Source organism: Mesorhizobium sp. ISC15, assembly GCF_037162615.1.
Taxonomy (GTDB): domain Bacteria; phylum Pseudomonadota; class Alphaproteobacteria; order Rhizobiales; family Rhizobiaceae; genus Mesorhizobium; species Mesorhizobium mediterraneum.
This window is the reverse complement of the sequence record NZ_JAVSPX010000001.1, coordinates 4,104,720-4,118,953: the sequence shown is the minus strand read 5'-3', so window position 1 is coordinate 4,118,953 and position 14,234 is coordinate 4,104,720. Positions and strand designations below refer to the sequence as shown.

The following is a 14,234-nucleotide window of genomic DNA, read 5'->3' as shown; positions in this document are numbered from 1 at the left end:
GAATGCAAGGGGTGCCATGTTGCGGCGCAGCAAATCGACGGCAAAAGCCGCGCTTGCGCTCCCCTGCCTGCATGATTACCACAAATCAGCTTCCGTATTGGGGATCGACCGATGAAGGACGTGCTGAAGGAACTCGAGCGCCGCCGCGACATGGCACGCATGGGCGGCGGTCAGGCCCGGATCGACGCACAGCACAAGAAGGGCAAGCTCACCGCGCGAGAACGCATCGACGTCTTTCTCGACGAGGGCTCGTTCGAGGAGTTCGACATGTATGTCGAGCATCGCTCGACCGATTTCGGCATGGAGAAGACCAAGATCGCCGGCGACGGCGTCGTCACCGGCTGGGGTACCGTCAACGGCCGCCCGGTCTATGTCTTCGCCAAGGATTTTACCGTGTTCGGCGGCTCGCTGTCCGAGGCCCACGCCGAAAAGGTGGTCAAGGTGCAGGAGATGGCGCTGCGCAACCGCGCACCGATCATCGGCCTCTACGACGCCGGCGGCGCCCGCATCCAGGAAGGCGTGGCAGCACTTGGCGGCTATGCCGAGATCTTCCAGCGCAATGTGCTCGCCTCCGGCGTCATCCCGCAGATTTCACTGATCATGGGCCCTTGCGCCGGCGGCGACGTTTATTCGCCGGCCATAACCGACTTCATCTTCATGGTGCGCGACACCTCCTACATGTTCGTCACCGGGCCGGACGTGGTGAAGACCGTCACCAACGAGACAGTCACCGCCGAGAGCCTCGGCGGCGCCTCCGTCCACACGACGAAGTCCTCGATCGCCGATGGCGCCTATGACAATGACGTCGAGGCGTTGCTGCAGATGCGCCGGCTGGTCGATCTGCTGCCTGCCTCCAACACGGCTGATATCCCCGAGATCGAATGCTATCAGTCGGTCACCGATCACGATCTGTCGCTCGACCGGCTGATCCCCGACAACGCCAATAAACCCTACGACATCAAGGAGTTGATACTTAAAGTTGCCGACGAGGGTGATTTCTTCGAGATCCAGCAGAGTTTTGCAAAAAACATCGTCACCGGTTTCGGGCGCGTCGAAGGCCGCACGGTCGGCTTCGTCGCCAACCAGCCGATGGTGCTGGCCGGCGTGCTCGATTCGGACGCCAGCCGCAAGGCGGCGCGGTTCGTTCGCTTCTGCGACTGTTTCTCGATTCCGATCGTCACCTTCGTCGACGTTCCGGGCTTTCTGCCCGGCACCGCGCAGGAATATGGCGGGCTGATCAAGCATGGCGCCAAGCTTTTGTTCGCCTATGCCGAGGCGACCGTTCCGAAGATCACCGTCATCACCCGAAAGGCCTATGGCGGCGCGTATGACGTGATGGCGTCAAAGCATCTGCGCGGCGACATGAACTATGCCTGGCCGACGGCGCAGATCGCAGTGATGGGCGCCAGAGGCGCCGTTGAGATCATCTATCGCAAGGACATCGGCGATGCGGAGAAGATCGCAGCGCATACAAAGGCTTACGAGGATCGCTTCCTGTCGCCCTTCGTCGCCGCCGAGCGCGGCTATGTCGACGAGGTGATCATGCCGCATTCGACCCGTCGCCGCATTGCACGCGCGCTCCGCATGCTGCGCAACAAGGATATGCAGAACCCTTGGAAGAAGCACGACAACATTCCGCTGTGACGGCGCTGACAGCGCGAAAGCGGCCAAAAGCTCACTCCGCTTCCGCCGCGCCAAATCCTGCTCCCATGGTGGCACGGACAGCGCCCGCCCAAGGTGTCGCGTGGTTGTCGATGCGCATCTGAAAAATGAAATAGGTCGGCGAGCAGAAGCCGATACCTTTCACCTTACCGATACCAGGCGTGTCTGGTGGCAGCGACTGGCACATATAGTCCTCGCGGCAGAAATGATCGGCCGAGCAAGCCGGCCGGTTGCCGCGATTGACCGCGCCGCCGAGGCACTGGTCGAAATTGTTGGTCGCCACGCAAGTGTCGAATTTCTTGCCGCCGACCAGCCCGCAGATCTCGTTCGGCATCGGCTTGCCCGTTTTGAAGCCAGCAAAGGCACGATCCTTGTCGTCGCAGCCGCGATAGGCGATGCCGGCCGGCACGCCGATCTTCGGCGGCCGGCAAGTGTAGGCGGTGCGCGAAATGTCGGTCGCAAAGGCCGCAAACTGGCCTGATATGCTGTAGCGATCGTTGAACGGCTGCGCCGGGTTGCTGGCGATCGAGCCGGTCAGGCAGGGGTGGCCGGAGAACATCTTGTCGCTGTCCTTAGGCAACAGGCATTGCGCCAGTTTGGTCCGCACGCCCGACGCACTCGCCAGCGGCGTGCAGACAGTGCCGCCGCCGCATTGCCAAGTCATGCCGAAACGGGCCGCTTCCTCCGGCATCAGGCACGGCATCGCCATTGCGGCCGGCGCATACGCGACCTCGCCGGCGTCCTTCCATGTGGCCGGCGGCGCGAAGGACAATGGGCGGAAGCGGTTCGGCTCCCTGCCCTCGGCAGTCGCGCGCAGCCAGGCCTCGCGCCGCGGCCTTTCGGCATGAAGATGAGGCGAGATGCCGACCTCGATGCGGTTCAGCGGCGACGTCGTCTTGTCGTCGAGACCGATGAAATGGAAACCGGCGGTCGAACCCGCCTGGTGGCACCCCTGACAGGCGCCATTGTCGAGCCGCTCGACCAGCGCTTCCGGCGTGCGCACCAGCTTCAGCGCGGAATAATCGAACCCGACAAAATCCGCGGGCTGGAATAATGGCGTAAACGGGTGGTTGGCCTGCCTTGCGCTGCCGAAGGTCGACCATGAGATAACTTTTTTCGCCAGGAACTCATCCGGGATTTCGTAGACGCCGAGATCGACCGCCGCGAGATTGGCGCTGATATAGTCGGCGAGTTTTGCTTTCAGCGCGGCGTCTTCCGAGAGCAGCGCCACATCCGGCGTGTTTTCCAGCGGCCTCTCGCTGACCGCCGCGCCGTCGATGCCGAAAATCCGCATGAGATAGGCGGCCTGCCCGCCGAATTCGGTCTCCTGGCCGGAGGGAAAGCGCACCACCTGGGCGTTGAGCTCGAGCTGCTTGAAACTCAGCCCGCCCTTCTCCAGCGGCCCGCCGATGAGCCAGCCGGTATCGACGGTCTCGTCGAGCTGTGGCGTCCAGCGTCCGGCAACGCCGACGCAGCCGCCATCTGCGTCTGGCGCGGCGCTGTAAATGGCATTGAAGTTGAACGGCAGGCGCGAGGCCAGAACCTTGCCGTTCTTCTTGAAGCTGTAGGCGAGGCGATAAATGAAACGCACCTCGCCGCAACTCCCGTCGTCGCGCGCTTCGGTGAAATCGCGCCGGTCGATCCTATTGACGACACCGACCAGCCTGAAGCGCGCGGCGCCGGTCTTCAGCCAGCGCATGTCCATGATGCGGCCGACATTGCCGTCGGTGACTTCGTAGAGCGGCCGCCCGCCAGCCTTCATCTCGGCCCGCAGCGCGGCGACATCGCTGGCAACTGTTTCGACGATCTGATGATAGGCAGCCGCCTTGTCATAGAGCGTCTTCAGGTTGCCCTTGCCATCGACGCCGAAAATGCCGGCGAACCCAAAACCCTTGGCGTCGAGGGCGGCGAGCATGGCCGGATCGTCGATGATTGTCACCGGACTTTCGGCACGCGCGGTGTGCGCTAGGAAGAGGTTGGCGAAAATCACAGCGATCAAGGCGAGCTGGCGGTTCATTCAGCGGTCATCCCGTTGCGATTGTCGGCAAGCTCGCGCAGCACCGGCAGCAGCGCCAGCGGCAGGTCTTCGGCGATCAGCCCAGGTCCGAAACGGCTGCCGGCCTCGGCATGGATCCAGACCGCTGCGCAGGCGGCTTCGAAAGCCGGCATGCCTTGCGCCAGAAAGCCGGCGATGATGCCCGACAGCACGTCGCCCGAACCGGCGGTAGCCAACCATGGCGCGCCATTGCCGTTGATCGCGGCGCTGCCATCGGGCGCCGCGATCACGGTGTCCGCGCCCTTGTAGATGACGATGGCGCCGGCGCGCTCGGCGGCACTGCGTGCCCTGGCCGGCTTCGACAGATTCCTGTCTCCGGCGATGTCCGGAAACAGCTTGGCGAATTCGCCCTCATGCGGCGTCAGCACGAGCGCCGGCGCGTTCGAACGACGGGCGGCTTCGAACAAAGCGTTCGGCGCATCGCGAAACGAAGTAATACCATCGGCATCGAGCACCAGCCCGTCGACCCTGCCGTCTGGCCGCTGCCCGGTGGCCAACACGCCGAGGGCAAAATCACGTGTTTTTTCGCCGACGCCAAATCCGGGTCCGAGGACGAAAGCCGACGGCCGGCGGCGGCCGATGAATTCCTGTACGTCCGCAATGCTGTCACTCTTGTGCAGCATGATCGAGGTCAGATGCGCGGCGTTAACCTGCATGGCGTTCGCCGGCGACAGCACGGTCACAGCCCCTGCCCCGCTTCTGGCCGCGGCAAGCGCCGACAGCCGTGCGGCGCCCGTTGCCGACGGCCCGCCGGAAAAGACGCCGACATGGCCGCGCCTGTATTTATGGGCGTCGACGGCTGGAACAGGGAAATTCCCGATCCAAAGCGGCGGTGTGTTCTCGAAGGTCCGCGGTTCAAGCTGCGCAATGATCCCGTCGCCGATGCCGATGTCGGCAAGCACCAGGTCGCCGCACATCTCGCGCCCGGGCAACAGCAGATGGCCGGGCTTTTTCCGCGCGAACGTCACCGTGATCCGGGCGCGGAATGCCTGGCCGAGACTCTGGCCGCTCTCGCCTGACACGCCTGAGGGCAGATCGACCGCGACGACTGGAAGGCTCAGTTCTGTCGCAACCTCGACCGCCCTGGCCGCATCGCCGGACAGCGGCTTGGACAGCCCTGCCCCATAAAGCGCATCGACCACGATCGAGCCTGTCTCGGCAACAAACTCCGATAGCGGCCGAGGCCTGACCGGACACTCCGAAGCAGCGAGCGCCGCATCGCTGCCGGCTTTGGGCGAGCCGGACGCCCACACGGCTACGTCGACTGCGCTGTCCCTCAGAATGCGGGCGACGACATATCCGTCGCCGCCGTTGTTGCCGGGACCGCACAGGACGTGGACCCGTCTGGCAACTGGAAAATGGGCGAGCACCACGGCAGAGACCGCGGCACCTGCGTTGCGCATAAGGTCGATGCCGGCCAATGGGCCGGTGGCGATCGCCAGCCGGTCGGCCTCGGTCATCTCGGCCGGAGACAAAAGTTCGTTATTCATGGAGTGCCGACACGCATTGGCTCAAGCCCAATCACCTTGTGTTCAAAACCCCGGTCCTGTGTTCAAAGATCGTCCAGTTTTCGGTTCGAAGCAAACGGGTGCCGAGATGGCGCAATCTGTAAGCACATCGTTGGGGACAATGGCGTCGCCGAAACACAAATGCCTGCAAAGTGCGCTATATGCTCAATTATTGTGCGGACGGGAGCGCTGACAATGTGTAGGTTCCCAGTATCCATGGCGCATCCAACGCAGCGAATGACGCGAAATCACATCCTGACGCGGCATGGCACCGAAATCGCGTGATACCGCTTCGAATCCCCTCAAATTGGCACAGTTCGTGCTTGAAGGAGGCGCAAGCGGGGCTCACAACCCGTCTTTTTTGGCAGTGGAGGCCACTTTTTACATGAAAAAGATCGAAGCGATCATCAAGCCGTTCAAGCTAGACGAAGTGAAGGAAGCGCTTCAGGAGGCCGGGCTGCAAGGCATCACCGTTACGGAGGCCAAGGGTTTCGGCCGCCAGAAGGGCCATACCGAGCTCTATCGCGGCGCCGAATATGTCGTGGATTTTCTGCCCAAGGTGAAAATCGAGGTCGTGCTCGGCGACGACGCAGTCGAAGGCGCGATCGAAGCTATTCGCAAGGCGGCCCAGACCGGCCGCATCGGCGACGGCAAGATCTTCGTCTCCAACATCGAGGAAGTCGTGCGCATCCGCACCGGCGAAACAGGGATGGACGCGGTCTGAGGTTTCTGATTTCAGATCATCTCCTCGAAACGTCATCAGACAGGGAAACATGACATGACGACAGCCAAAGACATCATGAAGCAGATCAAGGACAACGACGTGAAATTCGTTGACCTGCGCTTCACAGATCCGAAGGGCAAGCTGCAGCACGTGACGATGGATGTCGTTGAGGTCGAGGAAGACATGTTTGCCGACGGCGTCATGTTCGACGGATCCTCCATCGCCGGCTGGAAGGCGATCAACGAGTCCGACATGGTGCTGATGCCCGACACCGAGACGGTGCATATGGACCCGTTCTTCGCACAGTCGACCATGGTCATCCTGTGCGACATCCTCGATCCGATTTCCGGAGAGTCCTACAACCGCGACCCGCGCGGCACCGCCAAGAAGGCCGAAGCCTACATGAAGGCGGAAGGCATCGGCGATCAGATCTTCGTCGGCCCGGAAGCCGAGTTCTTCGTCTTCGACGACGTCAAGTACAAGGCCGACCCGTACAACACCGGCTTCAAGCTCGACTCCACCGAATTGCCGTCCAACGACGACACCGACTATGAGACCGGCAACCTCGGTCACCGTCCGCGTATCAAGGGCGGCTATTTCCCGGTGCCGCCGATCGATTCGGCACAGGACATGCGCTCGGAGATGCTGACCGTGCTCGCCGAAATGGGCGTGCGCGTCGAAAAGCATCACCACGAAGTCGCAGCTGCCCAGCACGAGCTCGGCATCAAGTTCGACACGCTGGTCCGCAACGCCGACAAGATGCTGATCTACAAGTATGTCGTGCACCAGGTCGCCAACGCCTACGGCAAGACGGCCACCTTCATGCCGAAGCCGGTCTTCGGCGACAACGGCTCGGGCATGCACGTCCACCAGTCGATCTGGAAGGGCGGCAAGCCGACCTTCGCGGGCAATGAATATGCCGGCCTCTCGGAGAGCTGCCTGTTTTACATCGGCGGCATCATCAAGCACGCCAAGGCCATCAATGCCTTCACCAACCCGCTTACCAACTCCTACAAGCGCCTGGTGCCCGGCTATGAAGCGCCGGTGCTGCTCGCCTATTCGGCTCGCAACCGCTCTGCCTCCTGCCGCATTCCATTCGGCTCATCGCCGAAGGCCAAGCGCGTCGAGGTCCGCTTTCCCGATCCGGGCGCGAACCCCTACCTCGCCTTTGCCGCCATGCTGATGGCCGGCCTCGACGGCATCAAGAACAAGATCCATCCCGGCCAGCCGATGGACAAGGATCTCTATGACCTGCCGCCGAAGGAACTGAAGAAGATCCCGACCGTCTGCGGCTCTCTGCGCGAAGCGCTGCAGAACCTCGATAAGGACCGCGGCTTCCTGAAGGCCGGCGGCGTGTTCGACGACGACCAGATCGACAGCTATATCGAGCTCAAGATGGCCGAAGTGATGCGCTTCGAAATGACCCCGCATCCGGTCGAGTATGACATGTATTATTCGGTCTGACCGACCGTTAAGAGACAAGAAAAAAACCCCGGCGGAGACGCCGGGGTTTTTTCTTGTCATCTGTCGTAGGAGCCAATCGAGATATGGCCGTGCGGATAGAAGTCGGTAAGTCGGATAGGCAGAAAACAATGCGAGGTTTTCATAGTACGGCAACAGGAACGTTATATTAGTGCTCTTTAACGCGACCTATTTATCGTCGATCGCTAATGCATCATACTAAGGCGGTGGCTTATCAAGCGGAGGGGGCGATGCAAATCCATTTTCTCGATGTAGGTCAAAGCCAGTATGGCGACTGCATATTGATTCAGGCGAACAGCAGAACCATCCTTATCGACGGTGCTCACAAGGGCGACTTCACAGGATCCTCTGGGCACCTTTCCATCCCCGCGCAGCTCCGTGAATTGATGGACCAGCCGGAAGGACCGCTCGAACTTTCTCTGCTCATCCTGACGCACTGTCATTCCGATCACATCGGGTGCCTGCCGGAAATGGTTGAGCGGGAGGTCATCGCGCCCAAGGTCGCTCTGGTTGCCGATGAGTTTGCTGGATATGGACTCGCGCTCGGCAGCGATGCATCCGATCGCCTGCGGTTTCGTGTCCTGGCCAGCCTTCAGGAAGAGCCTCTGGCTCCCGGATTGAGCGATGCAACCGTACAGGCGTTCATATCCGACGCCGCTTCCCAGCGTGATCTGTACATCGAGATGATTGAAACATTGGAGCAGCGCGGGACGAGAGTCGTTCGCTACCGCGGTCTCGACGATCCGGAGATTTCTGATCTTGAAGAGCAGTTCCGCAATATCGGTCTGAAGGTTCTCGGACCGTCAGCGGAACAAGTTGTCCTGTGCGCGGAAACCATCGCGCAATTCGATCGTGACGCTGTCGACGCAATTGCCAGCCTGCGGGCCGGCGATCTCGACGACGTGGCCATCTACCGGACACTTACCGACGGCAATCCGACACCGGACGTCATTCTTCCCGATGCCGTCCTCGACTTTCTCGACAGACCTGGCGCAGGCGCCGCCAAGAATAACCAGAGCATTGTCATCTCCGTGGGAAAAGGAGCCAATCGTTGCTTGCTCACCGGCGACATGCAGTTCGCCGAGGCCGAGGTCGAAGGCCTTGAAAATGAAATGGCGGCTCTTTTGGACCATGTGGTCGAAGCGGGACCGTATGCGTTCATCAAGCTGCCGCACCATGCCTCCTACAACGCTTTCGAGGAGCATGTGCTGTCGCGATTCCCCGACACCCGATTCTTTGGTATGTCGACCGGCCGCAACGGAGCGGCGCATCCAAATCCAAAGGTGCTGCGGCTGCTTCGCAATTCAAGCAATCCGCTCATCTGGGCCAGAACGGACAAGAACGGCCAGTTCACGGTCGACGTTTCCCGGGGACAGGTAAGGATCAGCATAACAGAGGGCGAATTGAGCGATCCACAGCCCAAACCGCGTGACGAATTGGTCCTCGAGCCCGCAACGGCCGTCTCAACGGTGACAATGCCGGCTGGGCCACCACCGGCCTCGCTTGGCGGAAATCCAATTTCCGGGATGGCCGCGTCTCAGCTTCCGGCCGATGCAATTTTGGAGATCACGGCGAAGATCCCGGCACTGCTGAAGCGGGTAACCATCACGGTAGACATCGAGCAAAACACAGTTGGTGCGGTTTCTGCCTCCGACGATACGAAGCGCTATCTGGGAAATCGCCGTGTCCTGCCCAGGCTGTTGTTCTTGACTGATCCTCAAGGGCTGCGGCGCAAGATCGGCGATGCAGGTTATGACACGGCGAGGACCATGATCGAGGAAGGCGGCAGTACGCTTGTCGAAGCCACGGGCGAGGAAGCTACCTTCACCAAGATCAGGAATAGCGCGACGGGAGTGAAGGGTGTTGTAATCCTCGGCGACTACAATGTCGTGCCCGCGCTGATCTACGACGTTCTGCCTCCAGACCTGAGGGACAGAGTCTCGGCGAATTCGGATCCTGACCGCTTTGTCGTCTGGAGCGACCAACGATATGGCGATGTCGACGGAGACGGTCTCGGGGAATTGCCAGTGTCGCGAATTCCCGACTGTTCGAGCGCGGCGTTCCTGCTGGGTTGCCTCACGGCCGAAGACAACCGCACCACACCGATCAAGTTCGCGTCGCGGAATGCCGAGCGACCGTTTGCGGATAACGTGTTCCGTAGGCTTGGCGGACGGGGTCAAATGTTGGTCAGCGGCCCGGACGACTTCGGAAACGTTCGGACCGGGCACTTCGATGCGCGGCAGCTCTATTTCATGCTACACGGTTCCGACACCGACGGAACCCGGTTTTGGGGCGAAGACGATGGAGGAGCGGTCGAGGCGGTGAACCTCACCAATCTTGCCGGCGCCATCAAGGCCCATGGAGCCACCGTGCTCACCGGCTGTTGCTGGGGCGCGCTGACGGTGCAGGAGATCGCGACACGGGCAAGCGATCACTGGGCGGTCACGCCGAGGACCGTCGCTTCGTCGTTGGCATTGCGTTTTTTGGAGCTCGGAGCGCTCGCCTATGTCGGTTGCACCGGTGCCCACTATTCGCCGTTGGACGGTCAGCTGAATTTTTTCGGGGAGCCCATCCACCGCAGCTTCTGGATGGCCTTCGCAGCTGGGGCTGCGCCGGCGCACGCTTTGTTTCAAGCCAAGCAGGCCTATATAAGGGATATGCCTCACGGCCGTGTAACTGCCCCGGAATGGGCGATCGAGTATAAAATCCTGAGGCAATTCACTTGCTTGGGACTGGGATGGTAGTCCAAGCGGTGGTAGTGTCGGATTAGAAAGGTGGCTGTCATGGCGAAGAGTCCCAAGACAATTGCAGAAGAAAATATGAAGGGTTGGACGGCGATCGATGAGATTCCGATCGACTCTACGTCGCTTCCCAAGGTCGACGGGGTTGGAGCGGACCTTGACCATCTGAAAGTAAAATACTTCGGCCAGGGAAAACCGCGCGGGTCGGATGCCGGGGCGGGCCGCGTCCGAGACCCCAATGAATCCGATGATGCGGCGTTGGTGGTTATGGAACGTCAGGGCGAGCACGATTTCGCCCCCGGCCGGAAGACTGTAATTGTGCGCGGTAACAAGGTAGTCGGCACGCAGGGCTGAAGCTTCAGACCCACTATCTTTAGCTTCAGCCCGCTATCGTTGCGAACAATCTCGATGCTCGACTGTCTTTAGTTGCGGCGAGTCAAAGACATCATCCGCCACATCACGGCGCAGACGCTGGCGTCTACGCCGTGCGGAATGCTCAGGCTGCGGCCTTCTTCTCTGCCGTGCTCACGGAGGCGATCGTCTTCAGGATCTGGGAAGCGATCTGGTAGGGGTCGCCCTGCGAGTTCGGGCGGCGATCCTCGAGATAACCCTTATAGCCGTTGTTGATGAACGAATGCGGCACTCGGATCGAGGCGCCGCGGTCAGCGATGCCATAGCTGAACCTGTTCCATGGCGCGGTCTCATGCTTGCCGGTCAAACGCTTGTCGTTGTCCGGGCCATAGACGGCGATGTGGTCCATCAGGTTTTTGTCGAAGGCGGCCATCAGCGCCTCGAAATAGGCCTTGCCGCCGACTTCGCGCATATGGGCGGTCGAGAAGTTGGCGTGCATGCCGGAACCGTTCCAGTCGGTGTCGCCGAGCGGCTTGCAGTGATATTCGATGTCGATGCCGTATTTCTCGGTGAGGCGCTGCATCAGGTAGCGGGCCATCCACATCTGGTCGGCGGCCTTCTTGGAGCCCTTGCCGAAAATCTGGAATTCCCACTGGCCCTTGGCGACCTCGGCGTTGATGCCTTCATGGTTGATGCCGGCGGCAAGGCAGAGGTCGAGATGCTCCTCGACGATCTGCCTGGCGACGCTGCCGACATTGCTGTAGCCGACGCCGGTGTAGTACGGGCCTTGCGGCGCCGGGTAGCCGCTTTCGGGGAAGCCGAGCGGGCGGCCGTCCTTGTAGAAGAAGTATTCCTGCTCGAAGCCGAACCAGGCTCCCTCGTCATCGAGGATGGTGGCGCGCTTGTTGGATGCATGCGGCGTCACGCCGTCCGGCATCATGACTTCGCACATGACGAGCACGCCATTGGTGCGCGCGGGATCCGGATAGATGGCGACCGGCTTCAGCACGCAGTCGGACGAGTGGCCCTCGGCCTGCATGGTCGAGGAACCGTCGAAGCCCCACAGCGGAAGCTGGTCGAGCGTCGGGAACTCGGCATATTCCTTGATCTGCGTCTTTCCGCGAAGGTTGGGAACCGGGGTGTATCCATCGAGCCAAATGTACTCGAGCTTGTATTTCGTCATTCTAGCCTCTCGTTGCTTGATCACCGAACCTTGGACGGCGCTGGCGTGCCAGCCACCCTGCAGCCGACCTGCCGGACTATTAAAAAGCAATTCGTGTGCCATTTTCACCGGCAAAGGATGCGACAAAACTGACGCCGCATCCCGACAAATTCGTTGCGTCGTCATCGCAATGCGTCCGGATCAATCACAAGCATATTTTGTATAAATAATAGGCAGTTGCTGATCTTTTTATAATCATATTGCCTAACTGGATTGCAGAACCTATCTTCGGGTAAGGTTGAATCGGCAAGGCTCTGCAGAAGAAAGGAGACCGACAATGGAAATCACTCCTACCCGTCAGTCGGCCAAAATCCTGATGTTCCCGGTGGCAGCGCGCGCTTCTGCCTCAAATTTAAGCGGAAAGGCTAAGTTCGCGGCAGAACTTGCTTCATTGCGCAACCGTACGGATTTCGGAAGCGGCTGGTATCACGAAGCGGCCATCAAGGAAGAGAAACAGGAGCGGAAGAGCTAAAGGCCCTTCCTTCCGCCCCGCTTCCGACGAATTGAAAAGCCCGGCGCGATCACTCGCGCCGGGCTTTTCATTTTCGCCGTCAGGCCAGGATCAGGTCTTGGCGTGCAAGTTCGTTCCCAGCGTATCCTTGACGAAGATCATACCGACGATCAGCGACATCGCCGCGATCACCACCGGATACCAGAGGCCGTAATAGATGTCACCCTTGTAGGCGCTGAGCGCGAACACCGTTGCTGGCAGCAGGCCCCCGAACCAGCCATTGCCGATGTGATAGGGCAACGACATGCCGGTATAGCGGATGCGTGTCGGGAACATCTCGACCAGGATCGCGGCGATCGGTCCGTAGACCATGGTCACGTAAAGGACCAGGATGAACAGGATGCCGATGACCTTTGCCCAGCTGACCTGTTCAGGGTCGGCAAACATCGCAAAGGCGCCTGCTTCCGGGACGTTGTAGACGGTGATCTCGGGCGCTCCCGCCGCAGCCTCATCGGCCGTCAGCAGCTTGTCCTTGATCGCCTGGTCGACCGCAACCGTCGTCTTGTCGCCGGCACGGATTGCGGCGGCGTCGAGCTTCAGTTCCGGGTTGGCCGCGACGAAGGCGTCAAGCTTCTGGTCGGCGACCTTGGCTGCAGCACGCTTGAGCGGGTAGCCGCCGTCCTGCAACGCAATGTTGATTGCCTTCTTGAAGGCGGCGTCGCTTGAAGTTGCCTTGTCTGCGGCTGCCACGGCATCATAGGACGCCACCGTTTCGGCGCCGATCTTGACACTGGCCGCGGTCGCCGGAGCCGCTGTCGTGACAATGTCATAGGGCACGGAGCTCTTGGCGAGGAAGTCCGTCGCAATATCGCACGACGTGAGAGGCTTGCGCGTTCCAGTCGGATTGAACTGGAACTTGCAGTCGCCAGGCGCAGCGGTAATCGTGGCACGGGTGTTTTGCTGCGCAGTGGCGAGCGCCGGATTGGCTGCCCAGGTCAGCGCCTTGAACAGCGGAAATGTGGTGACGATCGCCAGCGCCAGGCCCGCCATGATGATCGGCTTGCGGCCAATTTTGTCGGAGAGCCAGCCGAACACGACGAAGAAGATCGTGCCGAGCGCCAACGCGATGGCGATCATGATGTTGACCGACTGGCCGTCGACCTTGAGCACGTTCTGCAGGAAGAACAGTGCGTAGAACTGCCCGTTGTACCAAACCACGGCCTGGCCAGCAGTAAGGCCGAGAAGCGCCAAAATGGCGATCTTGGCATTTTTCCATTGGCCGAACGCTTCCGTCAGTGGCGCCTTGGAGCCCTTACCTTCATCCTTCATCCGCTGGAATGTCGGCGATTCGGCAAGCGACAGGCGTATCCAGACCGAAATGCCCAGCAGGACCGCAGAGACCAGGAACGGTATGCGCCAGCCCCAGGCCGCGAAGTCTTCCTTGCTCAGCGAATTCTGCACGATCAGGATGACGATCAGCGACAGGAACAGGCCGAGCGTGGCTGTCGTCTGGATCCACGACGTGTAGAAGCCACGACGATCGTCGGGAGCGTGCTCGGCGACGTAGGTCGCAGCACCGCCATACTCGCCACCCAGCGCCAGGCCTTGCAGCATGCGCAGTGCAACCAGGATGATCGGCGCCGCGATGCCCCAACTGGCTGCGCCAGGAAGTATGCCGACCAGGAAGGTCGACAGACCCATGATCAGGATGGTAACGAGAAAGGTGTATTTACGGCCGACGAGATCGCCGATGCGGCCAAACACCAGCGCCCCGAATGGGCGCACGAGGAAGCCCGCGGCGAAAGCCAGCAGCGTGAAGATGTTGCGCGTTGTTTCGGGATATTGCGTGAAGAACGCGGCGCCGATCGCGGCCGCCAAAGTGCCGTAGAGATAAAAATCATACCATTCGAAAACGGTGCCGAGTGAGGAAGCGAAGATGACTTTCTTCTCTTCCCGCGTCATGCCGCGGCTTGCTCTGCCGGCGGTCGCTGCCATTACCATGAATTCGTCCTCCCGTGATATCTCGCTGTGCTTGAT

Annotated in this window: 10 protein-coding genes; 6 read left to right on the top strand and 4 right to left on the bottom strand. The window is 60.7% G+C overall.

The features are described from left to right. Window positions 1-111: 111 nt before the first annotated feature. Window positions 112-1,644 carry an acyl-CoA carboxylase subunit beta gene (locus RPG13_RS19870; RefSeq protein WP_337125775.1) on the top strand — a complete coding sequence of 511 codons (1,533 nt, stop codon included), beginning with the start codon at window positions 112-114 and terminating at the stop codon, window positions 1,642-1,644. A 31-nt stretch (window positions 1,645-1,675) separates the two neighbouring features. Here the strand turns inward: RPG13_RS19870 and RPG13_RS19865 are convergent, their stop codons facing one another. Continuing rightward, window positions 1,676-3,679 (bottom strand): hypothetical protein, encoded by a 2,004-nt coding sequence (locus tag RPG13_RS19865; protein ID WP_337125774.1) that lies wholly within the window; start codon window positions 3,677-3,679, stop codon window positions 1,676-1,678. After that, window positions 3,676-5,208, bottom strand: coding sequence for an NAD(P)H-hydrate dehydratase (locus tag RPG13_RS19860; RefSeq protein ID WP_337125773.1), 1,533 nt, complete (start codon window positions 5,206-5,208; stop codon window positions 3,676-3,678). The genes RPG13_RS19865 and RPG13_RS19860 overlap by 4 nt, the downstream gene beginning before the upstream one ends. A gap of 403 nt (window positions 5,209-5,611) precedes the next feature. Here RPG13_RS19860 and RPG13_RS19855 point away from each other — a divergent pair, with 403 nt between their 5' ends. The 4 genes from RPG13_RS19855 to RPG13_RS19840 all read left to right on the top strand — a co-directional run bounded on the left by RPG13_RS19855 (window position 5,612) and on the right by RPG13_RS19840 (window position 10,527). Continuing rightward, window positions 5,612-5,950, top strand: coding sequence for a P-II family nitrogen regulator (locus RPG13_RS19855; RefSeq protein WP_006205430.1), 339 nt, complete (start codon window positions 5,612-5,614; stop codon window positions 5,948-5,950). Between the two features lie 54 nt (window positions 5,951-6,004). Next, a complete protein-coding gene (glnA, locus tag RPG13_RS19850) occupies window positions 6,005-7,414 on the top strand; it encodes a type I glutamate--ammonia ligase (RefSeq protein ID WP_095488582.1) in 1,410 nt (469 codons plus the stop codon). A gap of 248 nt (window positions 7,415-7,662) precedes the next feature. Next, entirely contained in the window at window positions 7,663-10,176 is a 2,514-nt protein-coding gene (locus RPG13_RS19845; protein ID WP_337125772.1) for an MBL fold metallo-hydrolase, read from the top strand. A 39-nt stretch (window positions 10,177-10,215) separates the two neighbouring features. Then, the gene (locus tag RPG13_RS19840; RefSeq protein WP_095488580.1) at window positions 10,216-10,527 is read left to right on the top strand and encodes a hypothetical protein; all 312 of its coding nucleotides are present in this window, start codon (window positions 10,216-10,218) and stop codon (window positions 10,525-10,527) included. 142 nt (window positions 10,528-10,669) lie between these two features. On the opposite strand, the gene RPG13_RS19835 is transcribed toward RPG13_RS19840, so the two are convergent. Next, on the bottom strand, window positions 10,670-11,707 hold the full coding sequence (locus tag RPG13_RS19835; RefSeq protein WP_095488579.1) for a glutamine synthetase beta-grasp domain-containing protein: 1,038 nt from the start codon (window positions 11,705-11,707) through the stop codon (window positions 10,670-10,672). A 316-nt stretch (window positions 11,708-12,023) separates the two neighbouring features. On the opposite strand from RPG13_RS19835, the gene RPG13_RS19830 reads away from it, so the two are divergent. Next, a complete protein-coding gene (locus RPG13_RS19830; RefSeq protein ID WP_029352253.1) occupies window positions 12,024-12,218 on the top strand; it encodes a DUF2735 domain-containing protein in 195 nt (64 codons plus the stop codon). Window positions 12,219-12,308: 90 nt separating this feature from the next. On the opposite strand, the gene RPG13_RS19825 is transcribed toward RPG13_RS19830, so the two are convergent. Continuing rightward, a complete protein-coding gene (locus RPG13_RS19825) occupies window positions 12,309-14,198 on the bottom strand; it encodes an MFS transporter (protein ID WP_337125771.1) in 1,890 nt (629 codons plus the stop codon). Between the last annotated feature and the right edge of the window lie 36 nt (window positions 14,199-14,234).